The following is a 26,557-nucleotide window of genomic DNA, read 5'->3' on the forward strand; positions in this document are numbered from 1 at the left end:
GCAGGACCGGCAGAACGAGTGACGGAACGAGTGAGGAGCGTCGCACCCAAGGGACACTTGTCATCAAGGTCGACGGCACACCCTCGTCCATCGCCCCGTCGGGTGCCGCACGCACCGGTCCGGGACCGCACATCGCCCGGACACGCTACTTCCGCTCTTCCGCCCTTCCGGCGCCTCCGTTTCCGTCCGCCCGGGTAAATGGTTCGGAGCACCCCTCCTCATGGCGTAGAGTTGTGTTTACCGACGCGGGGTGGAGCAGCTCGGTAGCTCGCTGGGCTCATAACCCAGAGGTCGCAGGTTCAAATCCTGTCCCCGCTACTGAACGAAGAGGCCCGGCACTTGTCTTCAAGTGCCGGGCCTCTTCGCGTTCCCCCGCGGGCCGGTACGCCTTGACCTTTGCGCCTTGACCTTTACGCAACGTCAAGATCTAGCTTGGGCTGTGTGAACGGCAAGGAGTGGTCGATCCAGGAGATCGCCAGGAAGGCCGGGACGACGAGCCGCGCTCTCCGGCACTACGGGGACCTCGGCCTGCTCGCCCCGAGCCGTATCGGGAGCAACGGCTACCGCTACTACGACCAGGACGCCCTGGTCCGGCTCCAGCGGATTCTGCTCCTGCGCGAGCTGGGGCTCTCGCTGTCCGTGATCGGCGAGCTCCTGGAGGGCGAGCGCGATCCGGCGGCCGCCCTGCGTACCCATCTGCGGCTTCTCGAACAGGAGCGCGAACGCATCGCGCGGCAGATCGCGTCCGTGCGGACCACCCTGCACAAGACGGAGAGGGGAGAGGAACTCATGGCGGAGGAAGTGTTCGACGGCTTCGACCACACCCGGCACGAGGAGGAGGTGAGCCGGCGCTGGGGGCGGGACGCCTACGAGAAGGGCGACCGCTGGTGGCGCTCGCTCACCGAGGCGCAGCGCAAGGGCTTCCTGAAGGAGCACGAGGACATCGCCCGGGACTGGGGGCGGGCGCACGGCGCGGGGGCCGCCGCCGACGGCGAGCTCGCGCAGGACATCGCGCGGCGGCACGTCGCCTGGCTGTCCACCACCACCGACGTCGGCCGGTCCTACGTCATCGGGATCGGGCAGATGTACGTCGACGATCCGCGCTTCGGCGTCAACTACGACCAGCACGGTGACGGCACGGCCGTCTTCGTGCGGGATGCCCTGACGGTGTACGCCGAGCGGCATCTCCCGGATTCGGCCGGAGACGGTTCGGCCGACGGGGGTGTTCGCCGAGAGTAGTCTCTCGCTCGCAACAGGTGAGCGTTCGAGGGGCTGGGTGGCTGGTGAGGACTCCGCGCGAGGCGGCCGGTGGTCTGGTGCTGGTCGCCCTCTGTCTGCTCGGGCTCGGCGGCTGCGCGCAGCCGGGCGGGCCGCCCGTGCCCGCCCGGGGCATCCCCGTCGCCCGGGTCTCGGCTCCGACCCAGGGGTGCCGGCTGAACCGGGGTGGCTGGGTCGAGCTGCCCTGCGTGCCCGAGCGGGCCGCCAATCACCGGCACACCCGGGGGAGCTGCGCCCGGGGCCGCCCCGGCCCGCACCGCTGCCGCCGCCACTGACCCGGCCGCCCCCCGCCCGGTCCAGGGCCCGGCAGCGCGGCCCGGCACCGCCCGCAGCCCCGCCGCTCGGCCCGCCGGGCACTCGCCTGGGCGCCTCAAGTCGCCTTCGGGGACGAAACGGGCCAGGCTGGACGGGTGCGGCAGCGAGCAGAGGGCGAAGGGCGCCTGGTACGGGCGCTACCCGTACTGCTGGTCGGCGTGGGCTTCGCCTTCGACGCCTCGACCCCGCCGGACCTGACCGCGGCCGCGCTGTTCGCCGGCGCCCCGGTCATCGCCGCGCCGTTCTACTCGGCCCGGGGCACGGCCGCCGTGGGCCTCTGCTCGGTGGCCGCCGTCGTGGCGCTCTGGTTCATACACGATCTGCCCAACCTCGGTGAAGGCGCGAGCGAGCTGTTCACCGTGCTCACGGTGAGCGCGCTCGCCCTCTTCATCAACCGCATCCTGCGTCGCAGCGGGGAGCGCCTCGCCTCCGCCCGTGTCATCGCGGAGACCGCGCAGCGCGCCGTGCTGCCCACGCCCGCGTCCCGCATCGGCGGACTCCACGTCGCCGCGCGGTACGAGGCCGCGCAGGCGGACGCGTTCATCGGCGGGGACCTCTTCGCCGTCCAGGACACCCCGTACGGGGTCCGGCTCATCGTCGGTGACGTACGCGGCAAGGGGCTCCAGGCGGTGGAGGCCGTCGCCGTGGTGATCGGCGCGTTCCGTGAGGCCGCCGAGCAGGAGTCGTCCCTGGAGGCGGTCACCCAGCGCCTGGAGCGGGCGCTGGCCCGCGAGGGCACCCGGCGCGACCGGCTCGACGCGGTCGAGGGGTTCACCACCGCGCTGCTCGCCGAGATCCCGCGCGGCGACGGCACCGTACGCCTGGTGAACCGGGGCCACCCCGAGCCGTTCCTGCTGCACCCGGACGGGTCCCTCGACGTGCTCAAGCCGAGCGAGCCCGCGCTGCCGCTCGGCATGGCCGACCTCGGGGTGTGGCCGGACCGCTCGGACGTACGGGCCTTCCCGCCCGGCTCCACCCTGCTGCTCTACACGGACGGGCTCTCCGAGGCGCGCGACGGGACGGGCGTCTTCTATCAGCCCGCCGTCCGCCTTCGCGGTGCGATCTTCCCGGGCCCGGACGAGGTCCTGGACGCCCTCGTCGACGACGTACGCCGCTACACGGGCGGCGGCACGAGCGACGACATGGCGCTGCTCGCGGTGAGCCGGCCGGCCGAGGGCCAGCCCGACCGGCGGCGCACGGTGACGATCGTGAAGTGAGGCCCGGTGAGCGGTCGTGGGGGAGTGCGGCGAGCGGCCGTGAGGGTGTCCGGCGAGCGGTCGCGCGCGGGGGGCCGGTGAGCGGTCGTAAGGGGGGCCGATGAGCGCTCGGCCGTGCCGTCACGGTGGGTGCCCGAAGGGTCTCGCTGCGCATAACAATTGACACACCGTCAGAAACCGGGTGTGACGCGGGTGACTCTGAAGGGACGTCAACTCGCCCGCTTTGCCCTGGCAATGGGCGCTAAGTCCGGGCCATGGCCATGAACGATCAGTGGGAACGGCTTGGAATCCGCCCCGGGTGTCTATTAACGTTCGATAACGCAGCGCGGTCGTCCCAGCCGCCGCCAAGGCGGCACCGCGCGCCTGCGCCGAATCCCCTTCGGGGAACCGGGGAACCACCAACTTGGGGTGAATCGGACGTCCGTCATGGGCGCTCGTAGGAGACCTTCCTGCTCCGAACCCTCCCCCGAGGCCTTAAGGGCCAGGGGGAACCCCCACCGCTAACCGGTAGGCGAGAAGGAAGGAAAGGAGCGCCCCCCGTGGCGTCCAACGAGCCTGCCCTCGGCACCCCCCTCCCCTCCGTGTACGGCGACGCGCCCGGCGAGAACGAGAGCTGGGAGGAGTGGGACCCGACCGAGGAGTCCGTACGCCCGGTCCGGGGCCGGCACAGAGTCGCCAAGCAGCGCGGCGGACTCGCGCGCAGCTCCACCGTCCTCGGCGTCGGCGTCATCGCGGCGGTCGGTGCGGGTGGCATGGCCACCGCGCAGACCAAGCCGCCGGTGTCCATATCCCTGCCGGACTCCATCAGCGAGAGCCTGCCCGATCTCGGGTCGCTGCCCGGCGTCGGCGAGCTGGTCGCGCACGACGCCCCGAGCAGCCCCAGGACGGCTGCCGCGCAGGCCGACCAGAAGATCGCGGCCGCGCCGCTGACCATGACCGGCCTGTCCACGAGCGAGGCCGAACAGGGCGCCACCGACGCGGGCGAGGCGCTGCGCGCCCGCATCCTCCAGCAGGCCGCACAGCAGAAGGCCGGGGCTGTCGCCGAGGCGAAGGAGGCCGCGCAGCAGGCCGCCGCGCAGCAGGCCGCCGAGGAGGCCAGGGCCAAGCAGGACGCGGCGGAGGCGAAGGCCGCCGCGGAGAAGAAGGCGGCGGAGGCAGCCGCGGCGAAGAAGGCGGAGGAGGAGCGGCTGGCCAAGCTGGCCGCGAGCTACTCGCTGCCGGTCGGCTCGTACACGCTCACCTCGACGTTCGGCGAGGCAGGTTCGATGTGGTCCTCCGGCCACCACACCGGCCTCGACTTCGCCGCGCCGACGGGTACGCCGCTGAAGGCGATCCACTCCGGGACGGTCAAGTCGGCCGGGTGGGCGGGGGCTTACGGGTACCGCACGGTCATCGAGCTCGATGACGGCAGCGAGCTGTGGTACTGCCATCAGTCGTCGCTCGCGGTGAGCGTGGGGCAGAAGGTGGCCACGGGGGACGTGATCGGACGGGTCGGGGCGACCGGGAACGTCACGGGTCCGCATCTGCACCTTGAGGTGCACACGCCGTCCGGTACGGGCATCGACCCGATGGCCTGGCTCCAGTCGAAGGGGCTCAACCCCTGAGCCGGTTTCGCCCTGCGGGCCGGGGCGGCCGACAGCCCGGCCGGGGCCTCGGATTGCCCGGTTCCCCACGCCTCCGAAGGTCCGGGGAGCGGAATAGGCGGGACCGGGCCGGGGGTTAGGGGTCCATGACCTCCTTGCGCGCGCTCGGCTCCTCCGACCTCTCCGTGTTCCCCCTCTCCCTCGGCGGCAACGTCTTCGGCTGGACGGCCGACCAGGACCAGTCGTTCGCCGTTCTCGACGCCTACACCGCCGGCGGCGGCAATTTCGTCGACACCGCCGACGCCTACTCGAAGTGGGCCCCGGGCAACTCCGGCGGAGAGTCCGAGACGATCATCGGCAAGTGGCTGGCCGCCCGCGGCAACCGCGCCGACGTCGTCGTCGCCACGAAGGTCGGCTCGCACCCCCAGTACGAGGGCCTCGCCGCCGACACCATCAAGGCCGCCGCCGAGGAGTCCCTGCGCCGCCTCGGCACCGACTACATCGACCTGTACTACACCCACTTCGACGACACCTCCGTCCCCGTCGAGGAGATCGTCACCGCCCTCGACCAGCTCGTGCGCGAGGGCAAGGTCCGTGCGCTCGGCGCCTCCAACATCAGCCCCGCACGGCTCCAGGAATCCCTGGACTTCGCCGACCGCGAGGGCCTCGCCAAGTACGCGGCGCTCCAGCCGCACTACAACCTGGTCTCCCGCGACACCTACGAGGGCGCCCTCCAGGACACCGCCTCGCACGCGGGCCTCGCCGCGGTCCCCTACTTCGCGCTCGCCTCCGGCTTCCTCACCGGCAAGTACCGCCCCGGCCAGAGCGTGGACAGCGCGCGGGCCGAAGGCGCGGGCAAGCACCTGGACACCGAGCGGGGCCGCAAGGTGCTCGCCGCGCTCGACCGGATCGCCCAGGAGCGCGACGCGGAGATCGCCACGGTGGCGCTCGCCTGGCTGGCGGCCCGGCCCACCGTCGCCGCCCCCATCGCCTCGGCCCGTACCGTCGAACAGCTCCCCGCGCTGCTCGCGGTCGCCGACCTGGAGCTCACCGACGCCCAGCTCTCCGAGCTGACCGCCGCCTCAGCGTAGGTACGGGTTGTACGGGGCCGGGCCCGCGGCGGGACCCGGCTGCCCGTACGGGGCGTACTGCGGATGCGGTGCGTACGGGGCGTACTGCGCGTGCTGGGTGTAGGGGTGCGGCGGGCCCGGCTGCGGCGGCACCCAGATGCGTCCTGTGGCCCCGGCCGCGTGCAGCAGCGCCGGGCCCGCGATCGGCTTGCGCTCCCACAGATGGTGAAGCAACTCCTGCTCGCGGGCGGCGAAGTCGGGCCCCGGTCCCGTGGCGCCCCGGCTGCGGTACGCACGGTGGCGCAGGAAGGCCAGCGCGGTCGCGAACGCCTCGTACTCGGCGACCGCCCGGGCCGCCGGCTTCCCGCCGAAGCGGTGGTGCGCGAAGTCGCGGGCCGTCGCGCGGGCCCGCATCGAGGACAGCGCGAGCGGCTCGGCCGGACCCAGCCAGCCGGCCGCGGCGTACGCGGGCAGCTCGGCGGCGACGGTACGCAGCTCGCGCTGTCGGCTCCAGATCGCGAGCCAGGTCAGCAGCCCGAACACCGGCACCATGAAGGCCCCGTACACGATGTAGAAGCCGTACACCCCGAACAGCGTCGAGCTGTTCCACAGGGCGTGCATGCCCATGGCGCACACCAGGCCGAGCAGCGGGAACGCGACCCGGCGCAGCCGCTTGCCGGCCGGTGCGAGCGCGGCCGCGCCGAAGCCGATGCCGGTCATCACGGTGAACAGGGGGTGGGCGAACGGCGACATGACGACCCGTACGAAGAAGGTCGCCGCCGTCGTCGAGGCGAGGCCCCCGCTGTGGCTGGCCTGGTCCTCGCCGAAGGCGTTGCCCAGATAGAGGATGTTCTCGGTGAAGGCGAAGCCGGTCGCGGTGAAGCCGGCGAAGACGACCCCGTCGACGATCCCCTTGAAGTCCCGTCTCCTGAACAGGAAGAGCAGCAGTACGGCCGCCGCCTTCGCGCTCTCCTCGACTATCGGCGCTATGACGCTCGCGCCCAGGTGGTCGGCCGAGGACGGGTCGGCGGTGGCCGTCGCTATCCAGCGCGTCGCGAAGGAGTTGGCGATGATCGCCACGAGTGCCGCGGCGCAGGCGCCCCAGGCCAGGGCGAAGAAGAGGTTGCGCCACGGGCCCGGATCGACCCGGTCGAGCCAGCGGAACGCGGCGCCGAGCAGCGGCACCGGAAGCACCGCGAGCCCGAGCCCGACCAGGAAGCCCTCGGTGCCGGTCTGGTCCCGTACGAGCGCGAGGATGACCAGGCCGCACAGGGCGAGCAGGGTGATCAGCGCGCCTGCGCGGACCGCCTTGGAGCGCCAGAAGTCGCGGCGCGGGCGGTAGCGCCACTTCGCGCGGTCCGGCGGGACCCCGTCGAAGCGGGGCTCCTCCGCGCACGCCGGAACGGGCTGGGCCGGATGGCCGGGCCCGGCCTGCTGGGGCGCCTGCCCGGGGGGCGGGCGATGCGGAAGCGACTCGAAGGACACCAGACGACCCTAACGAGGGTCACTGACAATGCGCGACGGTGCCTGCACTACCCGCTGTGCCGCGCCCGGCCCGATCCGCACGGTGTCCGCTTCCTGCCGTCCGCTGTCCGCCACCTGACGTCCGCTGCCTGCTGTCCGCTATCCGCTGTGCGCGACGCGGCGGAACATCAGGTCGTGCACCACGTGGCCCTTGTCGAGGCCCTGGCCCTCGAAGCGGGTCAGCGGCCGGAACGCGGGCCGCGGCGCGTAGCCGCCGCCGTCCACGGTGTTCTCGAAGTCGGGATGAGCGTCGAGGACTTCCAGCATCTGCTCGGCGTAGTCCTCCCAGTCCGTCGCGCAGTGCAGTACGGCGCCGGGCTTCAGCCGGGTCGCGGCGAGCGAGAGGAACTCGGGCTGGATCAGGCGGCGCTTGTGGTGGCGCTTCTTGGGCCACGGGTCCGGGAAGTACACGCGGAGGCCGTCCAGCGCGTCCGGCTCCAGCATCTCGCGCAGCAGGATGATCGCGTCGCCGTTGGCCACGCGGATGTTGCTCAGGCCGTTGCGCTCGGCGAGGCCGAGGAGGTTGCCCTGGCCGGGGGTGTGGACGTCGACGGCGAGGATGCCGGTGCGGGGGTCGTCCGCGGCCATCTGCGCGGTGGCCTCGCCCATGCCGAAGCCGATCTCCAGGACGACGGGGAGGCCGTCGAACATCTCGGCCGGGTCGATCTTGCGCAGCCCGTCGATGTCGAAGCCCCAGACCGGCCAGAGGCGTTCCAGGTACTCGCCCTGGCCGGTGGTGACACGGCTTCGGCGGGGCTGGAAGCTGCGGATGCGGCGTTCGTGGTGCGAGCCCGCCGGGTCGGCGGCGGGGCCGCCGGGGAATCGGGGTGCCTTGTCCCTCGGCAGGACCTTCTCGGTCGCCTGGGCGGGGGGCTCTGGGGTGCGGGGCTGCTCAGACACAATGCGCCGATTCTACGGTGCGGGCGGATTCGGGGCCCGTCCCCGGCCCCGCCCCCCTCGCCGGGGCGGGGTGCGTCCTGCCCCGGCCCCGGACCGGGCCCGCCGTTCGCGCAGTTCCCCGCGCCCCTCAACCCCGATGTCGGCCCCGGACCGTGCCCGCTTCTCGCGCAGCTCCCCGCGCCCCTGGCACCGTCTTCGGCTGCGGGTCGTGGGGGCCGTTCGCGCAGCTCCCCGCGCCCCTGAGGGTGTCTGTCCTGGCCGGAGTGGCGGGGGCCGGCAGCTTCGGGGGCCGCCGGGCCTCGGCATGCCCAGGGGCGCGGGGAGCCGCGTATCCGGCCGTGTGGCGCGGGGCTGACGGCGGTCGGGGTCAGGAGCGGGGCAGGGTCTGGAGGACCCGGGATGCCACTTCCCTGCCGATGGGGAGGGACGCCGTCGCCGCGGGGCTCGGCGCATTGAGGACGTGGATCGTGCGAGCCGACTCCCGGATCAGGAAGTCGTCCACCAGCGTGCCGTCCCGCAGGACCGCCTGCGCCCGAACGCCCGCGGGCGCGGGCCGCAGGTCCGCCTCGGTGACCGCGGGGAGCAGCCGGCGCACCGCCTCGGTGAAGGCCCGCTTCGACCAGGACCGGTGCAGTTCCCCGGCCCCGTACCGCCAGTGCCTGCGGGCTATCCGCCAGGTGCCGGGCCAGCCGAGCGTGCCGGCCAGCTCGGCCGGGCGGACCGTGCGCCAGTCGTAGCCCTCCCGTGCCGCGGCCGGCACCGCGTTGGGCCCGACGTGGACAGAGCCGTCGACGCCCCGGGTCAGATGGACGCCGAGGAAGGGGAACGCCGGATCCGGCACCGGATAGACGAGGCCCTTCACGAGGCCGGGGCGGGCCAGCTCGTAGTACTCGCCGCGGAACGGCACGATCCGCACCCCGGGGTCGTCCCCCGCGAGCCGGGCCACCCGGTCGCAGTGCAGCCCCGCGCAGTTGACCAGGGCCCGGGCGCGCAGCACCGTGCCGTCGGCGGTGCGCACGGCCACGCCGAGCTCGGGGCGCCGGTCGATGCGGACGACCTCCGCGCCGTAGCGCACGTCGGCGCCGGACAGCTCCGCGAGGCGGGCCGCGACCGCCCCGTAGTCGCACACCCCCGTCGTCGAGACGTGGATCGCCGCGAGCCCGCGTACCTCCGGCTCGTACGCGGCTATCTGGGCAGGGCCCAACTCCCGCACCGGGATGCCGTTCTCACGGCCGCGCTGGACCAGGGCGTGCAGCCGGGGCAGCTCGGCGCGCTCGGTGGCCACGATCAGCTTGCCGGTGACCTCGTGGGCGATGCCGTGCCGTGCGCAGAACTCGACCATCTCCTCCGCCCCGCGCACCGCGAAGCGCGCCTTGAGCGAGCCGGGCTTGTAGTAGATGCCGCTGTGGATGACTCCGCTGTTGCGCCCCGTCTGATGCCGGGCCGGGCCGTTCTCCTTCTCCAGGACCAGCACGCGTGTCCCGGGCGAGGCCTGCGTCAGGGCGTACGCCGTCGACAGACCCACGATCCCGCCGCCGACCACCAGCACGTCGCAGTCGTACGTCGTCACCCAGGCACCTCCCACCCCGGTCGCGTCTTCCCGGAGGACGGCCCCGGACCCCCTCATCACATACTGCACTGGCCCACTGACAATCCCGGTAAACGTCCGCCGGCGACCCTATGCGGGGGTCACGAGCAGCGGCCTGGCCCGTTCGCGCAGCTCGGCGACGCGTGGCTCGTCCCCGTACGGCTCCAGGCGGTGCAGCAGATCGCGTACGTACTCGGTGGTACGGGCCGAGGAGATCCGGCCCGCGACCTCGACGGCCCGGGTGCCGGCCGCGCAGGCCGCGTCCAGGTTCCCCGACTCCAGCTCGGCCACCGCGCTCACCACCAGGCGCAGGCCGTGCGAGCGGACGAACTCCTCGGTGGGCCGCGAGAGGGCCTGCTCGGTGAAGCGGCGCACCTGCCGGGGCGCCTTCAGGTCGCGGTAGCACTCGGCGGCGTCCGCGGCGAAGCGGTCGTAGGAGTAGAAGCCGAGCCAGGAGGGGTCGCAGTCGCCGTCGCGCGAGCGCTCAAGCCACGCCTCGGCGGCCTTCAGGGCCGCCTCGGCGGGGTGGCCGTCGCCGGCCTTGGCGTGGGCGCGGGCCTCCACGAGGCGGAAGAAGGACATGGTGCGGGCGGTGGCGAGCCCGCGGTTGCGCTCGACGGCGGCCTGCGCGAGGTCGACGCCCTCGTCGGCGAAGCCGCGGTAGGTGGCCTGGAGCGACATCGAGGCGAGCACATAGCCGCCGAGCGGCACGTCGGCCGCGGCGCGCGCGAGCCGCAGGGCCTGGATGTAGTAGCGCTGGGCGGCCTCCTGCTGGCCGGTGTCGAAGGCCATCCACCCGGCGAGCCGGGTCAGCTCGGCGGTCGCGCCGAACAGGGCCCGGCCCACCTCGTCGCTGTAGGAGCCGAGCAGCAGGGGGGCCGCGTCCACGCGTAAGCACTCCGGAACCATGGACGAACGCCAGTCGCCGCCGCCGTACTTGGAGTCCCAGCGGCGGGCGTCCTCGGCCGCCTCGCGGAGTTTGGCCACATCGCTGTGGCCGACCTTCAGCGGGGGCAGATCGGTCAGGTCGATGCTGCGGGCCACCGAGGAGTCGGCGGGTGTGATGAGCCAGCGGGAGGCGGGCGTCGCGTAGGCGCTGACCGCGAAGGAGCCCGCGAGGGACTGCCAGATGCCGCCGCCGGCCCGCCGCCCGGCCAGATCCAGTCGGTACAGATCGGTCGCCGAGCGCACCGCCTCCGACACGTCGCGCGGGAAGGCGAGCCCGACCTCGGGGGCCGGATCGGCGTCGGCGAGGCCGATTTCGTGCAGTGGGACGGGCCGGCCCAGCTTGGCGCCGATGGCCGCGGCTATGAGATGGGGCGCGGCGCCCTGGGGCACCATGCCCTTGGAGACCCACCGGGCCACGGAGGTCTTGTCGTAACGAAGGGTCAGGCCCCGTTGCGCGCCGAGGTCGTTGACCCGTCGCGCCAGGCCGGCATTGCTGATTCCCGCGAGGGCGAGAACGGTGCCGAGCTTCTCGTTCGGCCCGCGTTGCTCCCTGGACATGCGCCACCCCTCGACACAGACGGCGTTCCCCCGGGCGGTGTGGTGTCCGGATCGTCGGCCGCAAAAGCATGTGGCCGAGCCCTCGGGAATATGCCACCCGTGAGGAACAGCAGTAAACACAGCGTAGTTCGCCGCATCCCGACCGTTAAGAGGCGGTCTTCCGTATGGCGAGATTGTTTTCCGTACGGCCGGTTGCCGACACCGGGGGGCGCGCCTCGGCCGCGGGGGCCGTTGCGCCGGGGTGCGGCGGGAGTGGCCGCCGCCGCGCTCCCGATGTGTGGCCGTGCGCCCGGCCGTGCGCTCTCGCCGGTCCACCAGGGGGGCGCTTCCATGTGTGGTGCGTGGGTCGGCCCGCTGCATGGATCCAGCGGGCTGGGGGACACCGCCGCCTCAATCCCCGCGGGCGGCGGACCGGTCCGGGAGGCGAACAGCGCCTCCCGGACTGTGCGTCGAGGGCCTCCGGAGACGGGTGGGGCCGTTGCTCGGCGGCGTGAGAATGGCTGAATATCGCCCCTCGCCCGGGACTCCCGGACCGCCTCGTCGATCACCCGCGACCCGTCCCGTACGTCCCGAGAACGACGCCAATCGGCCACCGGCCGGGGCGAATTCACTTTTTGCGTCCGCTACCCGGGGCCCCTCAGGGGCGCCCTTGTCGTGGCAGCATGGGGGCCCGGCCTCCTTCGGCCCGTACGGACCCTCCTGGCGGGGCGGCCGCGGAGGGGCCGGTCCGGGGTTGTCCACGAGTTGTCCACAGCCTGTGGAGGCGCGATGCGATGGTTGGTGGGGTGGAGCAGCGTCGCCGCAAGCTTCCGCACGGGCACCTACGGTACGGGCGCGTACGAGGCGGGCGGATACGGCACGGCCGGCGCCGTCGGTGAGCCCGACGAGGGCCGTACCGTCCACCCCGTCGGGGCCCAACTCCTGTGGGGCGACCCGGATCCGCTGTGGGCGGTGGGCGACTGGCGGCCCGACGAGATCCGCATCGTCAGCGTCGGCGCCGACACCCGCCTCGCCGTCCTGGGCTGCTGCGCCGCCACCGACGAGGAGCTGCGCGTCGGCCTGTTCGCGGCGCGCGGCGGCGCCCTGCGCCATCTCTCCGCCTGGCCCGGCAGCTACACGGCGGTCGCCCAAGTGGCCCGCCGCGTCACGGTAGTCGGCGACCTGGCCGGCGCCCGGCCCGTCTTCTACACCCCTTGGGCGGGCGGAACGGCCTACGGCACGGCGGCACTTCCGCTGGCCGACCTCATCGAGGCCCAGCTCGACATCGGCCACCTCGCGGCCCTGCTCGCCTGCCCCGACGTGCCCGAGGCGCTCGGCGACTCCACGCCCTACGCGGGCGTGCGCCGCATCCCGCCCGGCCACGCGCTGGTCCTGCGGGAGGGCTCGCGCGAGATCACCGGGTACGAACCGGTCGCCTCCCTCGCGGTCGCCGCGCCCCAACTGCCGCCCGCCGCAGCGGTGGACGGGGTGCGGGACGCGCTGGTGTCCGCGGTGCGGGCCAGGCTCACCGCGCCCCGGCACGCCCCCGAGACCCTGCCGCCCGACCCCGGCCCGGTCCCCGGCATGGGCCCCGCCGAGCGCCGCGCCGCCCGCGGGGGGCCGGCCCCCGGCATAGGGTCCGACCTCTCCGGCGGCCCCGCCTCCGCCACCCTCGCCCTGCTCGCGGCCGGTCTTCCCGGCGTGCCCGGCACCGTACTCGGGCACGGCACCGGCGCGGGTGAGCGGCTGCTCGCCGTCACCTTCAACGACCTCACCGTGCCGGGCGCGGGCCGCCAGGCGGAGCTGGAGCGGGCCGGCGCGATGGCCGCCAACCCCCGGCTGCACCACGTGGTGGTGACCGGCGGCGAGGAGTCCCTGCCGTACGCGGACCTCGAAGGCCCGCTCACCGACGAGCCGGGCCCCTCCCTGATCGCGGCCCCGCGCCACCGGCGCAGGCTCCTTTCGGGCAGCGCCGACCACTTCACCGGAAGCGGCGCCCGCCAGGTCCTCGACGCCCATCCGGCGCGCCTGGCCGACCTTCTGATGGACCGTCAAAGACGCCATCTGCTGCGCCCGGCCACCGCCCTTGCCAAGGCGGGCGGACCCTCGGCCAACTCCCTCTTCGTCCCGCTCACCGTCTACCGCGCGGCCCGTCGGCTGGCCCGCACCCCCTACCGCACCGGCATCGAATCGGCGGCGGACGCCCTGCGCGAGCCCCGCTTCGACGATGCCGCGAGCCCCCTGTCGATCTCGCTGGCCGCCCTGGCGTGGACCCGCCCGGGCCCGGCCGCGCGCTGGCTGACGGGGGAGGCGCTCGCCGAAGTATCGGTACGCCTGATGGCCTCGGCGACCCGCCCGGCCCCGTCACTGCGCCCCGGCGAGGCCCGCGCGTCGGCGGCCCTCGCCCGGTACGCGGCGGACCACCGCATCCTGGAACAGGCCGCGGAAGTACGCAGCCAGCGCCTGCACGCCCCCTTCCTGGACAACCAGGTCGTCCGGGCCTGCCGCACCCTGCCCGAATCGTTGCGGGTCCAGCCGGGGGCCCGCGCCTCGATCCTGCGGACGGTGCTCTCGGCGTCCGGGGTGCGCGACCTGCCCCCCGGCTGGGGCACCCCCTCCCTCACGCCCCCGGCCACGGCAGCCCGGGCCGGGCTGCGTCAGTCGGCGGACCCGCTGATCTCCCTCTTCGAGGCGCCGCTGCTCGCGGACGCGGGCCTGATCGAGGCCCGCACGGTCCGCAAGGCGGTACGGGCGGCCGCCGCGGGCGAGCCGCTCCCGCTCGACGGCCTGGCCGACCTGATCTCCACCGAACTGTGGCTGCGCCGCCTGCTCGCCCGCCGGGGCACCTGCTGGACCGGCACGGCGGCGCCGAGGCAGCGGGCGGTGGCGGGCGGAGTGGTGCCGCCCCGGCGCCCCACGCTGCGGTCCTGAAGTTTCGTGCCCCGGTGCGCCCTCCGCGGGGCTCGGGGCCGCGCGGAAGGGGCCCGGCACCGGCCGGCCGCGTCCCGGGGCGGAGCCGCGCACGGACACGGCCTCGGCCCCCCAGTGGGCACCCGGGGCGAGCCGCCCGCGTGCGCCGGGAGGAAAACGATTCCCCCGCCCGGGGAAAGCCCGTCACAATGAACGCGTGCGGTACCTGATCCTGGGCGCCACGGAGGCGTGCGACGACCAGGGCACCGCCATACCCCTGGGCGGGCCCAAGGTGCGTTCCCTCCTGACCGCCCTCGCGCTGCGCGCCCCGCGTCCCGTCTCCGTGCCCGCGCTCATCGACGACGTGTGGGCCGACGACCCGCCCCAGGACGCGCCCGCAGCCCTCCAGGCGCTGGTGGGCCGGCTGCGCCGGGCGCTCGGCAGGCAGGCCGTGGGGTCGGGTCCGGCCGGCTACCGGCTGGCCGCCGAGCGCCACGACGTCGACCTGCACGCCTTCGAGGACCGCGCGGCCGAGGGCGCGGCCCAGCTCGCCGCCGGTGACCCCGAGGGCGCCGCCGGCACCCTGCGTGCCGCCCTCGCCCTGTGGCGCGGCCCCGCCCTCGCGGACCTCCCCGAACGCGACGCGGCCCTGCGCCCCGAGGCCCAGCGCCTGGCCGCCAGGCGCGGCCGCATCGAGGCGGACCTGCGGCGCGGCGCCACGAGTGCGCTGCTGCCCGAACTGACGGAACTGCTCGGCGCCCACCCGTACGACGAGACCCTGCACGCCCAGCTCATCCGGGTGCTGCGCGCCGAAGGCCGCGGTGCCGAGGCGCTCGCCGCGTACGACCGGGCGCGCCGCACCCTTGTCGACGCCCTCGGCGCCGACCCGGGACCCGAACTCATCGCTCTGCACGCAGAGTTGCTGGAGGGGACGCCCGCTCCCGAGCCGGTCGTGACGCGGCCCCGCATCGGCAACCTCCGTCCGCGCCTGACCTCCTTCGTCGGCCGGGAGGGCGAACTCGCTGTCATCCAGGCCGATTTGACGGCATCCCGGCTCGTCACCCTCATCGGCCCCGGCGGGACCGGCAAGACCCGCCTCGCCGAACAGGCGGCTTGGGCGGCGCCCGCCGAGGGCTGGCTCGTCGAACTCGCCCCGCTCGAACAGCCCGAGGCGGTGCCCGGCGCCGTGGTCTCCGCGCTCGGCCTGCGCGAGACGACGCTGCTCGCCCAGGGCGCCAAGGCCACCCACGACGACCCCACCGCCCGCCTCGTCGACGACCTGTCCCGCCGCCCGGACACACTGCTCGTCCTCGACAACTGCGAGCACGTCATCGACGCGGCGGCCCGTCTCGCCGAGACGCTCCTCATCCACTGCCCCCGGCTCCGCATCCTCGCCACCAGCCGCGAACCGCTCGGCGTGCCCGGGGAGGCCGTCCGCCCGGTGGAGCCGCTCGCCCCGGCCCCGGCCCACCGCCTGTTCGCCGAGCGCGCCCGCACCGTACGTCCCGACTTCGACCCGGACGCCGACGCCGAGGCCGTCGTCGAGATCTGCCGCCGCCTCGACGGACTGCCGCTCGCCATCGAACTGGCCGCCGCCCGGCTGAGGTTGCTCACCCCGCGCCAGATCGCCGACCGCCTCGACGACCGCTTCCGTCTGCTCACCACCGGCAGCCGCACCGTGCTGCCGCGACAGCAGACCCTGCGGGCCGTCGTCGACTGGTCCTGGGACCTGCTCGACGAAGCCGAGCGGAACGTGCTGCGCCGCGCCTCCGTCTTCGCCGGCGGCTGGGACCTCGACGCCGCCCAGGCGGTGTGCGGCGGCCCCGACGAACTCGCCGCCCTCGTCGAGAAGTCCCTGGTCGTCGCGGGCCCCGCGACGGACGGCAGCGGCATGCGCTACCGCATGCTGGAGACCATCCACGAGTACGCCACCGAGCGGGCCGCCGAGACGCCCGAGGCGCTGCGCGAGGCGGGCCTGGCCCACTCCGCGTACTACCGCGACCTGGTCCGCCGGGCCGAACCCCTGGTCCGCTCGCACGAGCAGCTGCCCTGGATCGACCGCCTGGAGACCGAACTCGGCAACGTACGGGCCGTGCTGCGCCGCACCACGACCGGGCCCAGCACGGACGAGGCGGCCGCCACCGAACTCGCCCTGGACATGGGCTGGTTCTGGTGGCTGCGCAACTACCGCAACGAGGGCGCCGCCTGGGCCCGGGCCATCGCCGCGCTGTCACCGGCACCCGTCGACGCGTCCGACCCGCACCACTGGCCGCGGCTCCACCTGGACCTGCTCCGCTTCTTCCTGTTGTCCGACTCCGACCAGCGGGGCGAATTCACCGACCCCGGGGTGCAGGATCGCATCGTCCGGCTGCGCCAGGCCTTCGAGGCCGGCGGCCCGCAGGCGGCCCGCTTCCCGGGACTGCTGTGGCCGTTCACGACGTTCCGCACCGACACCCCCGAGATGGTGCGCACCTCCATCGACGCCGTCGTCACCAACTGCCGCCTGCACGGCAGTGATTGGGCCATCGGGGTGTCCCTCATGTTCCGCACCCACATGAGCATGGACATGCCCGGCGGCATGGTGGGCATCGACGACGACCTCGCCGAACTGCGGGAGCTCGGCCGCCGGGTGGGCGACCGCTGGATGCGGGCCCAGGTGGCCGGCGCCGCCGCGGAGGCCGCGATGATGCGCGGCCTCGTGGAGCCGGCCCGTGCCGCCTACGAGGAGGCCCTGCAGCTGGCCCGAGAAGTCGGAGCCCACCAGGAGGCGCCGTTCCTCACCGCGCGCGTGGGTGAACTCGCCTACCGGGAAGGTGACTTGGACGCGGCGGAAAAGCTGCTCCTGGACGCCGCGACGGAGGCGGACCGCTACCGGGTGCCCGACGCGATGCCCTACGTCCACTCGCTGCTGGCCACCGTCGCGCTCGACCGGGGTGAGACCGACGACGCCCGCGCCCTGTACGCGCGGGCCCGCACCTTCGCGGAGTTCGGACCGCCGCCCCCGCACTTCATCGCGCTGCTCGACGGCCTGAGCGCCCGGATCGCCGCCGCCGACTCGGGCCCGCTCGCGGGCCTGCGCGGCATGACGGACGCGCTGCGCACGGCGGCCGACTCCGGCTGCACCGAGATGGTCCTGGCCCATCTCGCCGAGCGCGCCGCCCAGTTGCTCGGGGACCTCGGCCACCACGAGGCGGCGCTACGGACGCTCGCGGCGGCCGCCGCCTGGCGCGGCCCGATCCCGCGGAGCGTCCCGGAACGGTCCGTCGAGGCCTCCATCACGACCCGGGCCCACCACGCCCTCACCTCCGACCAGTACGCGACCGCCACGGCAGCCCCGCCCCTTCCGCTCACTGAGGTCCTGCCGCTCCTGGACGCGCTCGGCACCGCCTGAGCGGCACGGCTCCGCCTGCGGTACGGCTCTGCCGCGACGGGGACGGAACTCGGTGCCGATCGCCCCCTCGTGGGCCGAGCCGAAGGCGTGGCCCTGCCCTCAGCAAGCCGACCCGGGCCGCAGCGGGCCCCTACCGGCAGCTGATCTGGGACTGGGCCCAGTCCGCGAGGGCGACCCCGCCGAACGGCCCGGCCGGTTCGACGACGAGCCGGATCGTCCGGCGGCCGGAGATGTCGGCGTGCACCGGCACCGCGGGATCACCGCCCCGCAGCACCGGGGAGTGCCACAGCCGCGCCCCGTCCCCGTACAGGGAGAACCGCACCGCCCCGAGCCCCATCGTGAGGTCGTCCACTCCCGCGTACGCGTCGTACGTACGGCACTGGCGGTTGAGGTCGATCGTCACCGAGGACCGGCCGTGCACGGTCACCCCGTGTGCGTAGCGGTGCTCGCCGATGCTCATGCCCGAGCGCTGCCACAGCCAGCTGGAGCCGCCGAGCCGCACCTCCGGCTTGGTGCCGTCGCCGAGGATGCCGTAGTCCAGACGGTTCACCTGGAACACCGCCGGCGCCGGCGCCGGCGCGGGCGGCGCCGGGGGCGGGGGAGGCGTCGGCTTGGGCGGCGTGGGCTTCGGCGGCGCCGGACGGGGCGGCGTGGGCTGGGGCGGCGTCGGCTTCGGCAGCGTCGGACGGGCAGCCGGCTTCTTCGGCGCGGGCGAGGGGGCGGGCGCGGGCGGCACGGGCGCCGGAGCCGCGGGCGGCGAGGGGCTGGGCGGCGGCTTCGGCGGAGTGACGGGCGCCACCGCGGGCGGCTTCGCATCCGGCTTCGGCGGCGCCGAGTCGTTGCCGGTCAGCGCGAACACGATCCCCGCCGCCACCGCGACGGCCACCGCCGCCGCGATACCGGCCTTGACCGGGGCGCCGAGCCCCTCCGCGGCCGCGGCACTCCCCGCCGCGCCACCGGACGAGCTGCCGCCCGTCGCCGCGGCCGCCGCACCGGCGCCGGCGGCCCCGGCGGCGCCGCCCGCGACGACCCCGGCCGCCTTGAGCGAGAACCCGGCGGCGAACCAGCCGATGACCGCGACCGGAAGCAGCGCGGGAATACCGGCGTTGACGTCCTTGAGTTCGACGACCGCGACCCGGCACTTCGCGCACTCGTCCAGGTGCTTGCTGAGCCCGCGCTCGGCACGCATCCGCAGGCCCCCGCGCGCATACGCGCCGAGCCGGTCGGCGTAGCGCGCGCAGTCCCCGCCGGAGGTCAGCGCGCTGGAGACGTGAGCTTGGAGATAGGCCTGCTTGAGCCCCTCGCGGGCCCGACTGGCCAGAACCGCGGTCGCGTTGGCGCTCAGCCCGAACAGCGGCGCGATCTCGCTGGGCGACTCCTCCTCGACGGTGGTGTGCCACAGCACCGCCTGCCAGCGCTCGGGCAGCGAGCGGAACGCCTGCATGGCGAGCGTCTGCTCGGCCTCGTGCATGGCCCGCACATCGGCACCCAGGTCGACGGTGTCGTCGTCGGACACGTCGGCCGAGCGCGCGGACTGCTGCGCGAACACCGCGAAGTCGTCGACCAGCTGCTCCCGCTTGGCGGTCCGCGTCCACGAGGCCGCGACCCGGCGCACGGTCGTCATCAGGTAGGCGCGCACGGCCTGTTCGGGACCGGCCCCGCCGCGCACCGCCTGCAGGGTCCGCGCGAAGACCTCCGCCGTCAGGTCGTCCGCGGTGTGCGCGTCGCGGCAGCAGCTGCGGGCGTAGCGCCGCACGGCCTCCGAGTGCCGCCGGAACAGCTCCTCGTACGCGCTGTCGTCGCCGGCCCGCATCGCGTGGATGAGGTCCGCGTCGGACTGGCCGGCCTCGGCGAGGTCGAGCGTCATGCCCTCGCGAAGGCCGCCCTCGCGCTGCGACGGCACGCTCGTGCCGGGCTCGCCGACCCCGTCCATCGGCCCCCAGGGGCCGGGCAGTACGGTCCCGCCGAGTTCGTGCAGACCGAGTTCGTGCGTACCGAGTTCGTTCACGCCGAGCTCGTTCAAGCCGGCCTCGGGCGCCCCCACGTGCTCGGAACCGGAACCGCCGACACCCTGCCCCGGTACCGACGCGGACCCACTCGGCACGGCCTTGCCGGGACCGCCCTGGCTCGGCACCTGGCGCGGCGGACGACCACCCCCGGGGCCACCCGATTCGGGGCCGCCGCCGTCCGAGAGTGACTCGTCCCGCTCTTCAACGCCCATAGCGGAAGCTCCCGTAAGCACGCCCAGACCCGACCACCGGGCCAGCCTGCCACAGAGCACAAGCGGAGCCGAGTGTCAGACGCGGCAACCACTCATCCGGGGAGGTTTACCGCACCCGAGCACTAGCCGTCACTCTTTCGGGGAAGGCTCGATGGTTCGGGCGCGGTGGCCCAGCGGCTTTGGACTCGCGTGACCCATACGGGAGTTGACCCTCAGGACGGGCGGGAGCGGAGCCCCTCAAGGAGGATGTCGAGCAGCCGTGCCGAGGCCGCCGCCTGCTGGGTGGCGTCCGGCAGCGACGGCGCCGCCGTGGCTATCACCAGGAGCACATCGGCCACGGTCACGTCGACGCGCAGCTCACCCGCCGCGCGTGCCCGGTCCACCAACTGGCCTACCACATCGAGCAGTTCGGCCGCGCCCGCGTCGTCCAGCTCCTGCTCGGGCGCCGCCCGCTGCTCGACGATCCGGCCCCAGGCCGCACTCTGCTCGGCCAGGCCGACCTGACGCTGCTGCGGCACTCGCGCCTCGTCGAGCCCGTCCCGCACGCCGTCGGCCCGCAGCCCGTCGGTCAGGATTCCATCGGCCCGGATTCCATCGGCCCGGACTCCGCCGGCCCGCAGCCCGTCGACCCGGGACCCCTCCGGACGTACGTCCTCGGGGCGCACGCCGTCGGACTCCTCGGCGTCCCTGCCGACCCGGAGCACCTGCGGCGGAAGCAACCGGCCCGCGCCCGAGGCCACCGAGGTGCGCAGGAAGCGGGAGAGCGCCGACCAGGGCTCGTCCTCCTGGCCAAGGGCCGTGCGGGCCTGGTCCGTCAGGCGCGAGGTCTCCTCCTCGGCTATGCGGCGCACCAGCACGTCCTTGCTGGGGAAGCGGCGGTACACCGTGCCCACGCCGACCCTGGCCCTGCGCGCCACGTCCTCCATCGGCGCCCCGTAGCCGAGCTCGCCGAACACCTCGCGCGCCGCGCGCAGTACGTGTTCAAGATTGCGCTGGGCATCCACCCGCAGCGGCGCGGAACGCGAGCCCCCGCCGCTCGGACCCGTACCCACGCGACCGTTTCCGTCGGACGCCGCGACGGCGGTCTGCCAATGAGAGTCCTGAATGTGCATTTATCCCCCGGTATCAACGTCTCCCCCCGGAGACTCCCCGCCCCTGACAGCCGGGACCGGTCATGACTCGACACCCCGACGGGATACGAACATAGTTGAGCCGGACTCAATTCAGAAGGGGTTCTTCCGCACGGTGTGCCCCCCGATCGGACCAAGGACCGAAACCCGACGGAATCGGACCCGGCCCAACACGTGTCACTCACCCCTTGACCTGCGGATCTGCCCTCAGGGCCGCGAGAATTCGCCACCCGCCCCGGCAGTTCCCTCCAGTCGCACAATTTGTCGGGGCTGTGGACAAAGCCCGAGGCCCGTTGCGTCATGGGGTGGTGACAGAACCTGTGCGCATTCTCGTGGTCGGCGGCGGATACGTCGGGATGTACACGGCGCTGCGCCTGCAGCGGCAGCTCAAGGCGGAGCTGCGGAGCGGGGCGGTCGAGATCACCGTGGTGGCCCCGGACCCGTACATGACGTACCAGCCCTTCCTGCCCGAGGCGGCGGCCGGAAGCATCTCCCCGCGCCATGTCGTGGTGCCGCTGCGCCGGGTCCTCGGCCAGTGCCGGATCGTCATCGGCGAGGCCGACCGCATCGACCACGCGCGGCGCACCGCCACCGTCACCACCCTCGCCTCGCCCGAGGACGGCACGGGCACGGTCCGCCTGACGTACGACGAACTCGTCCTCGCGCCCGGTTCGGTCTCGCGCACCCTGCCGGTCCCCGGCCTCGCCGACTACGCCATCGGCTTCAAGACCGTCGAGGAGGCCATCGGCCTGCGCAACCACGTCATCGAGCAGATGGACATCGCCTCCTCCACGCGCGACCCGGCCATCCGCGACGCGGCCCTGACCTTCGTGTTCGTCGGCGGCGGCTACGCGGGCGTCGAGGCGCTGGCCGAGCTGGAGGACATGGCCCGCTACACCGCGCGGTACTACCACAACATCCGCCCCGAGGACCTGAAGTGGATCCTCGTCGAGGCCAGCGACCGGATCCTGCCCGAGGTCGGCGAGGAGATGGGCCGGTACGCGATCCGCGAGCTGCGGGCCCGCAACATCGACGTGCGCCTGGAGACCCGGCTCGACAGCTGCGAGAACCGGGTCGCCGTGCTCAGCGACGGCGCCCGCTTCCCCACCCGGACCGTCGTGTGGACCGCGGGCGTCAAACCCGCCCCCGTCCTCGCCGCCACCGATCTGCCCCTGACCGAGCGCGGCCGGATCGAGTGCACCGCCGAGCTGCGGGTGGCCGGCACCGAGCACGCCTGGGCGGCCGGCGACGCGGCAGCCGTCCCCGACCTGACCTCGGACGAGAAGGGCAAGGAGTGCGCGCCCAACGCGCAGCACGCCGTGCGCCAGGCGAAGGTGCTCGCTGAGAACATCGCGTCAGCGGTGCGGGGCGGCGAACTCAAGGAGTACCGGCACAAGTACGTCGGCTCGGTCGCCTCCCTCGGCCTGCACAAGGGCGTCGCCCACGTCTATGGCCGCAGACTCAAGGGCTACCCGGCCTGGTTCATGCACCGCGCCTACCACTTGAGCCGCGTCCCCACCTTCAACCGCAAGGCCCGCGTGCTCGCCGAATGGACCCTCGCCGGGCTGTTCAAACGGGAGATCGTCTCGCTCGGCTCGCTGGAACATCCGCGCGCCGAGTTCGAGATCGCCGCAGGCGGCGGCCCGCCCGCCAAGGGCCCGGCCCCGCACGACGACTGACGGTTGTCAGTGCGGTCCGTCACACTGGGCGTGTGACCATAGGTGGGCCCACACCTGCACAGAGTGATCCCGCGACCCAGCACCCCGCAAGGACCGGCAGCACAGCACCGGCAGCACAGCACCCGCAGCAACACACGAGGCTTGGAACACCGTGAACTTCACGCGTTGGAGCGCCCGGCTCCCCGGTACGCAGCGCCGCGCCGCAGCACGGACCGACCGGGGCTCCGTGCCCGCCGCCCGCGCCGAATCCGGGCCGCAGCCCTGGCCGGACGACACGGCCGAGCCCCCGGTCCTGGACGACCTCTCCGTGCGGGAGGTCCTGGGCCAGCTCCCCGCCCTGGTCGCGCTCCTGCACGGCCCCGAGCACCGCATCGCGTACGTCAACGACGCCTACGCCGCGGCCTTCGGCCACCGCCCGCTCGGCGCCCCGGCCGCCAAGGCGCTGCCCGAGCTCGACGAGCTCGGCCTGCTCCCGCTGATGGACCAGGTGCTGCGCAGCGGCAAGCCCCGTACGGTCAAGTCCCGCAAGACCCGGGCCGCCGGGTCCTACACGGTCACGTGCACCCCGGTGGAGATCCCCGGCCACGCCGAGGGCGGCGTGCTCGTCTTCGCCGCCGACGTCACCGACCACGCCGAGGCCGCCGAGCGGCTGCGCACCAGCGAGCGCCGCCACCGCGAGACCGCCGTCACCCTCCAGCGCTCCCTGCTCCCGCAGGAGCTGGAGCAGCCCGACGACCTGCGGGTGGCCGCCACCTACCAGCCCGGCGGCACGGACGCGGCGGTCGGCGGCGACTGGTACGACGTGATCACCCTGGGCGCGGGCCGCACCGCGCTCGTCATCGGCGACGTGATGGGCCGCGGTGTGCGGGCCGCCGCCGTGATGGGCCAGCTCCGCACGGCGGTCCGGGCGTACGCGCGCCTCGACCTGCCCCCGCACGAGGTGCTCCAGCTCCTGGACGGCCTGGCCGCCGAGATCGACGCCAGCCAGATCGCCACCTGCGTCTACGCGGTGCACGACCCCAACGAGGGCCGCCTGGTCTACGCGTCGGCGGGCCACCTGCCCGTTCTCGTACGCCATGAGGACGGCACCGTCCACCGGGCAGAGGACCCGACGGGCCCGCCGCTCGGCACCGGCGGCTGGCTGCACACCTCGGGCACCATCGCCCTGCCGCCGGGCGCCACCGCCGTCCTCTATACGGACGGCCTGGTCGAGCGGCGCCGGGAGGACATCGACGAGGGCGTGGCAGCCCTGGAGCGCGCGCTGTCCGGCGCGGTCGGTACCCCGCAGGTGGTGTGCGACCGGCTGCTGCGCTCGCTCGGTGTCACCGCCGAACACGACGACGACGTCGCGGTACTGGTCTGCCAGCACCCCGCCCGCACGGGGCCGGCCGCCGAGCTCTTCCACAACGCGGCCCTCGACCTGCTGGGCGGCATCGAAGCGGCCCCGCGGGCCCGGGCGTTCGCCTCCGGCGTGCTCGCCTCCTGGCGCTTCCCGGTGGAGCTGCGCGACCTGGGCGTCCTGGCCGCGAGCGAGCTGGTGGCCAACTCGCTCCAGCACGGCACCCCGCCGATGCGCCTGAGACTGCGGCGCACCGACCGCCGCTTGATCATCGAGGTGACGGACGGCGACGACCACCTGCCGCGCCGCCGCCGCGCGGAGCCCGGGGACGAAGCAGGACGAGGCATCTCGATCGTCGCGACGATCGCCTCGTCCTGGGGTTCGCGCCGCACGCCGGGCGGCGGCAAAGCGGTGTGGTGCGAGTTCGCACTGCCGGGGTAGGGCCTGCCCCGGTCAGGCGTTGGCGGGTGCCTGCTCCGGCAGGTGCACCGCGACCACGCGCGAGGTGGCCGCGGCGGCCGGGTGGTCCTGCGCGAGGGTGAGCTTCTTGCCGAGCCGCAGCGCGAGGAAGGTGATCCCGAGCGAGAACAGCACGAACGTCACGATGTACGGGCCGTGCAGCGCTGCCCCCATGGGCCCGCCGACTGCCGGACCCACCGCCAGGGCGAGCTGCTTGACCAGCGCGAACGCCGAGTTGTACTGCCCGACCATCGACTCCGGCGCGAGATCGGCGACCAGCGGCGCCACGGTCGGCGACAGCATCGCCTCGCCGAGCCCGAACAGCGCGTACGTCGAGACGAAGGCGGCCGTCGCCATCGCCTGGCTGCCGTGGCCGAGCCCGGCGTAACCGGCCGCGATCCACGCGACGGCCCAGATCAGGCCGACGGACGCGATGACACGGCTGCGGCGCCGGCGCTCCACGAACTTCAGCACCAGGAACTGCGCGACCACGATGACGGCCGTGTTGGCGGCCAGCGCGATGCCCAGCGTCGAGGGCTGGATCCCGGCGGCCTCGGTGCCGTACGCCGCGAGTCCGGACTCGAACTGTCCGTAGCAGGCGAAGAACAGCACGAAGCCGAGCACGCACAGCTGCACCATCGCCCGGTGCCCGAGGATCGCCCGGATTCCGCCGCCGGCGCCCCGCTCACCCTTGGGACGTGCGTCCGAGACGACCGCCGAACGCGGCATCCGTACGGAGCCGGCGATCCCGGCGAGCACCAGGAACATCACCGCTTCGATGGAGAAGAGCAGGGTGAAGCTGGAGGGGTGGCTCTCGTCGACGATCTGGCCGCCGATGAGCCCGCCGATGCCGAGCCCGAGGTTCTGCAGGAAGAACTGCATGGCGAAGGCACGGGTGCGGGTCGCGGGTCCGGAGCACCAGACGATCATCGTCGCGAGCGCGGGCTGCATCACGGCGGTACCGGCGCCGAGCAGCGCGGCCGAGGCCACGGCGGCGGGGACGCTGGTGGCGAAGCCCATGCTCAGCGCGCCGACGGAGGCGAGCAGCGCGGCGCCGACCAGCACCGGCAGCGGCCCGCGCCGGTCGATGACGCGGCCGGTGAACGGCAGCACCAGGAGCGCGGCCATGGCGAAGACGGCGAGCACGACACCGGCCGTCGACGCACCCAGGTCCCGCACCTGGGCCACATAGACATAGAGGTACGGAACGGTGAACCCGAGTCCGAACGCGCTCAGCGCGTTACCTGCCTGGATCCGGCGCATCGCTGCACCCATCGCCTTGGTCACACTCACCACCCTGGGGGTCTGGAAGCTCGGAGAACCTGTCACCCGCGGACGTGAGCCGAGGGCTCGAACGTGAAGGGCTCAGATCTGAAGACTTCAACACTAAAGTTAGAGCCTTAACAATACACACTCAAGGACTTAGACGCCAACGAACCCCGTGCCATACTCGCGACATGGCTGAGACCCCCGAGCCCGCCGAGCCCGACGGCCCACAGGAGCCGACCCTCGACGAGCAGATCGCCGCGTACCAGCGGGAGTACCGCGACCTCGACCCCCAGGTCGAAAAGGTCGTCTCGGCCCTGGGCCGCCTCAACCGCCGGATGAACGTGGCGTACGGCCGCCAGGTCGCCGCCCTCGGTATCAGCAACGCCGAGTGGGAGGTCCTCAAGACCCTGCTCCTCGCGGGCGAGCCCTATCGCCTGGGACCCGGAGAGCTCGCCAAGCGCCTCGGCCTCACCCCGGCCGCGATGACGCACCGGATCGACCGCATGGCCGGCGAGGGCCTGGTCACGCGCGACCGGGACGAGAACAACCGGGTACGCGTCATCGTCGAGCTGACGGACGAGGGCCGGACGAAGTGGCTGGAGGCCATGCGCATGGCCAGCGACTTCGAAGAGGACCTCCTCCAGGACCTCTCCCCGCAGGAGCGCGGCCTTCTCGGCGAGATGCTGATCCGCCTGCTCCGCCGCGTGGAGCACGCCCAGCCGGACGCGGGCGGCCGGCTCACCGACCTCGACTGAGACGCCGATCGGGCGTCGGCCGAGGTGATGGGCCCTCCCGGGAGGGCCCGGCCCAAAAACCAGTGGACAGGAGCCGAAGCCGGGGTTGACACGACTCGGCCCGATCCGTAAGGTTCTTCGAGTTGTGCGGAGCCCACAGGGTTCCGTGACAACCATCCGCCGCAGATTCTGCGGCATCCCAACTCAGCACGATCTCCCGACCGGGAATGTTTTCGGCATGCCGAATTCCTTTCGATCGGGACCGGAAGACCCGATTACGGGTTGCCGGGAAAATCCGCTAGGGTTCGGGAGTCCGAACGGCCCAACAGCCGGGAAGACAAGCCGACTTGGCCCCGGGCGACCGGGAATCGGGCCCGAAAGGATCTGATAGAGTCGGAGCCGCCGGAAAGGGAAACCCGCGAGGGAGAACCTGAAAGGCACCGAGGAAATCGGACACGAAAGAGT

17 protein-coding genes, 1 tRNA gene and 1 riboswitch are annotated in these 26,557 nt (G+C 73.7%); of the genes, 11 read left to right on the plus strand and 7 right to left on the minus strand.

Annotation, left to right across the window (positions count from 1 at the left end):
• Window positions 1-244: 244 nt before the first annotated feature.
• From IE267_RS26445 to IE267_RS26470, 6 genes are all read left to right on the plus strand, one after another.
• A tRNA-Met gene (locus IE267_RS26445) sits at window positions 245-318 on the plus strand.
• Window positions 319-441: 123 nt separating this feature from the next.
• The gene (locus IE267_RS26450) at window positions 442-1,239 is read left to right on the plus strand and encodes a MerR family transcriptional regulator (protein WP_189764933.1); all 798 of its coding nucleotides are present in this window, start codon (window positions 442-444) and stop codon (window positions 1,237-1,239) included.
• Between the two features lie 44 nt (window positions 1,240-1,283).
• On the plus strand, window positions 1,284-1,553 hold the full coding sequence (locus tag IE267_RS26455) for a hypothetical protein (RefSeq protein ID WP_167156482.1): 270 nt from the start codon (window positions 1,284-1,286) through the stop codon (window positions 1,551-1,553).
• Between the two features lie 135 nt (window positions 1,554-1,688).
• Window positions 1,689-2,810, plus strand: a complete 1,122-nt coding sequence (locus tag IE267_RS26460) for a PP2C family protein-serine/threonine phosphatase (RefSeq protein ID WP_189764934.1) — start codon at window positions 1,689-1,691, stop codon at window positions 2,808-2,810.
• Between the two features lie 356 nt (window positions 2,811-3,166).
• A riboswitch (cyclic di-AMP (ydaO/yuaA leader) is annotated at window positions 3,167-3,339 on the plus strand.
• Window positions 3,340-3,349: 10 nt separating this feature from the next.
• A complete protein-coding gene (locus tag IE267_RS26465; protein ID WP_167158214.1) occupies window positions 3,350-4,414 on the plus strand; it encodes a M23 family metallopeptidase in 1,065 nt (354 codons plus the stop codon).
• A 125-nt stretch (window positions 4,415-4,539) separates the two neighbouring features.
• Window positions 4,540-5,484, plus strand: a complete 945-nt coding sequence (locus IE267_RS26470) for an aldo/keto reductase (RefSeq protein WP_167158212.1) — start codon at window positions 4,540-4,542, stop codon at window positions 5,482-5,484.
• On the opposite strand, the gene IE267_RS26475 is transcribed toward IE267_RS26470, so the two are convergent.
• From IE267_RS26475 to IE267_RS26490, 4 genes are all read right to left on the minus strand, one after another.
• A complete protein-coding gene (locus IE267_RS26475) occupies window positions 5,476-6,948 on the minus strand; it encodes a PrsW family intramembrane metalloprotease (protein ID WP_167158210.1) in 1,473 nt (490 codons plus the stop codon). The genes IE267_RS26470 and IE267_RS26475 overlap by 9 nt on opposite strands.
• A 138-nt stretch (window positions 6,949-7,086) precedes the next feature.
• Complete coding sequence (trmB, locus tag IE267_RS26480; protein ID WP_167159676.1) at window positions 7,087-7,833, minus strand: tRNA (guanosine(46)-N7)-methyltransferase TrmB; 747 nt, start codon at window positions 7,831-7,833, stop codon at window positions 7,087-7,089.
• 421 nt (window positions 7,834-8,254) lie between these two features.
• Entirely contained in the window at window positions 8,255-9,514 is a 1,260-nt protein-coding gene (lhgD, locus tag IE267_RS26485) for an L-2-hydroxyglutarate dehydrogenase (protein ID WP_189764960.1), read from the minus strand.
• 51 nt (window positions 9,515-9,565) lie between these two features.
• Window positions 9,566-10,981: an NsdA family TPR-like regulatory protein gene (locus IE267_RS26490; protein WP_161245700.1), complete on the minus strand. Its 1,416-nt coding sequence runs from the start codon at window positions 10,979-10,981 to the stop codon at window positions 9,566-9,568.
• A gap of 768 nt (window positions 10,982-11,749) precedes the next feature.
• Between IE267_RS26490 and IE267_RS26495 the strand changes: the two genes are divergently transcribed.
• Window positions 11,750-13,891, plus strand: coding sequence for an asparagine synthase-related protein (locus IE267_RS26495; RefSeq protein ID WP_189764936.1), 2,142 nt, complete (start codon window positions 11,750-11,752; stop codon window positions 13,889-13,891).
• Window positions 13,892-14,087: 196 nt separating this feature from the next.
• Window positions 14,088-17,261, plus strand: a complete 3,174-nt coding sequence (locus IE267_RS26500; RefSeq protein ID WP_189764937.1) for an AfsR/SARP family transcriptional regulator — start codon at window positions 14,088-14,090, stop codon at window positions 17,259-17,261.
• Between the two features lie 130 nt (window positions 17,262-17,391).
• On the opposite strand, the gene IE267_RS26505 is transcribed toward IE267_RS26500, so the two are convergent.
• Window positions 17,392-19,482, minus strand: coding sequence for a sigma-70 family RNA polymerase sigma factor (locus IE267_RS26505; protein WP_189764938.1), 2,091 nt, complete (start codon window positions 19,480-19,482; stop codon window positions 17,392-17,394).
• A 212-nt stretch (window positions 19,483-19,694) separates the two neighbouring features.
• Window positions 19,695-20,594 (minus strand): TetR/AcrR family transcriptional regulator, encoded by a 900-nt coding sequence (locus tag IE267_RS26510; RefSeq protein WP_189764939.1) that lies wholly within the window; start codon window positions 20,592-20,594, stop codon window positions 19,695-19,697.
• 323 nt (window positions 20,595-20,917) lie between these two features.
• Here IE267_RS26510 and IE267_RS26515 point away from each other — a divergent pair, with 323 nt between their 5' ends.
• A complete protein-coding gene (locus IE267_RS26515) occupies window positions 20,918-22,291 on the plus strand; it encodes an NAD(P)/FAD-dependent oxidoreductase (RefSeq protein WP_189764940.1) in 1,374 nt (457 codons plus the stop codon).
• Window positions 22,292-22,442: 151 nt separating this feature from the next.
• On the plus strand, window positions 22,443-24,071 hold the full coding sequence (locus IE267_RS26520) for an ATP-binding SpoIIE family protein phosphatase (protein WP_167158200.1): 1,629 nt from the start codon (window positions 22,443-22,445) through the stop codon (window positions 24,069-24,071).
• Between the two features lie 12 nt (window positions 24,072-24,083).
• On the opposite strand, the gene IE267_RS26525 is transcribed toward IE267_RS26520, so the two are convergent.
• Entirely contained in the window at window positions 24,084-25,364 is a 1,281-nt protein-coding gene (locus IE267_RS26525; protein WP_189764961.1) for an MFS transporter, read from the minus strand.
• Window positions 25,365-25,546: 182 nt separating this feature from the next.
• Between IE267_RS26525 and IE267_RS26530 the strand changes: the two genes are divergently transcribed.
• Window positions 25,547-26,113 (plus strand): MarR family winged helix-turn-helix transcriptional regulator, encoded by a 567-nt coding sequence (locus IE267_RS26530; protein ID WP_161244893.1) that lies wholly within the window; start codon window positions 25,547-25,549, stop codon window positions 26,111-26,113.
• The last annotated feature ends 444 nt before the right edge of the window (window positions 26,114-26,557 follow it).

The organism is Streptomyces xanthochromogenes, from assembly GCF_014650455.1.
In the GTDB taxonomy this organism is placed as follows: Bacteria; Actinomycetota; Actinomycetes; order Streptomycetales; family Streptomycetaceae; genus Streptomyces; species Streptomyces xanthochromogenes.

Bases quoted from the DNA above. Each gene is read 5' to 3' on its own strand.
- IE267_RS26470 (WP_167158212.1), top strand. From the start codon at position 4,540: ATGACCTCCTTGCGCGCGCTCGGCTCCTCCGACCTCTCCGTGTTCCCC.
- lhgD (WP_189764960.1), bottom strand. From the start codon at position 9,514: ATGAGGGGGTCCGGGGCCGTCCTCCGGGAAGACGCGACCGGGGTGGGA.
- IE267_RS26490 (WP_161245700.1), bottom strand. From the start codon at position 10,981: ATGTCCAGGGAGCAACGCGGGCCGAACGAGAAGCTCGGCACCGTTCTC.
- IE267_RS26495 (WP_189764936.1), top strand. From the start codon at position 11,750: ATGCGATGGTTGGTGGGGTGGAGCAGCGTCGCCGCAAGCTTCCGCACG.
- IE267_RS26505 (WP_189764938.1), bottom strand. From the start codon at position 19,482: ATGGGCGTTGAAGAGCGGGACGAGTCACTCTCGGACGGCGGCGGCCCC.
- IE267_RS26510 (WP_189764939.1), bottom strand. From the start codon at position 20,594: ATGCACATTCAGGACTCTCATTGGCAGACCGCCGTCGCGGCGTCCGAC.
- IE267_RS26525 (WP_189764961.1), bottom strand. From the start codon at position 25,364: ATGGGTGCAGCGATGCGCCGGATCCAGGCAGGTAACGCGCTGAGCGCG.
- IE267_RS26530 (WP_161244893.1), top strand. From the start codon at position 25,547: ATGGCTGAGACCCCCGAGCCCGCCGAGCCCGACGGCCCACAGGAGCCG.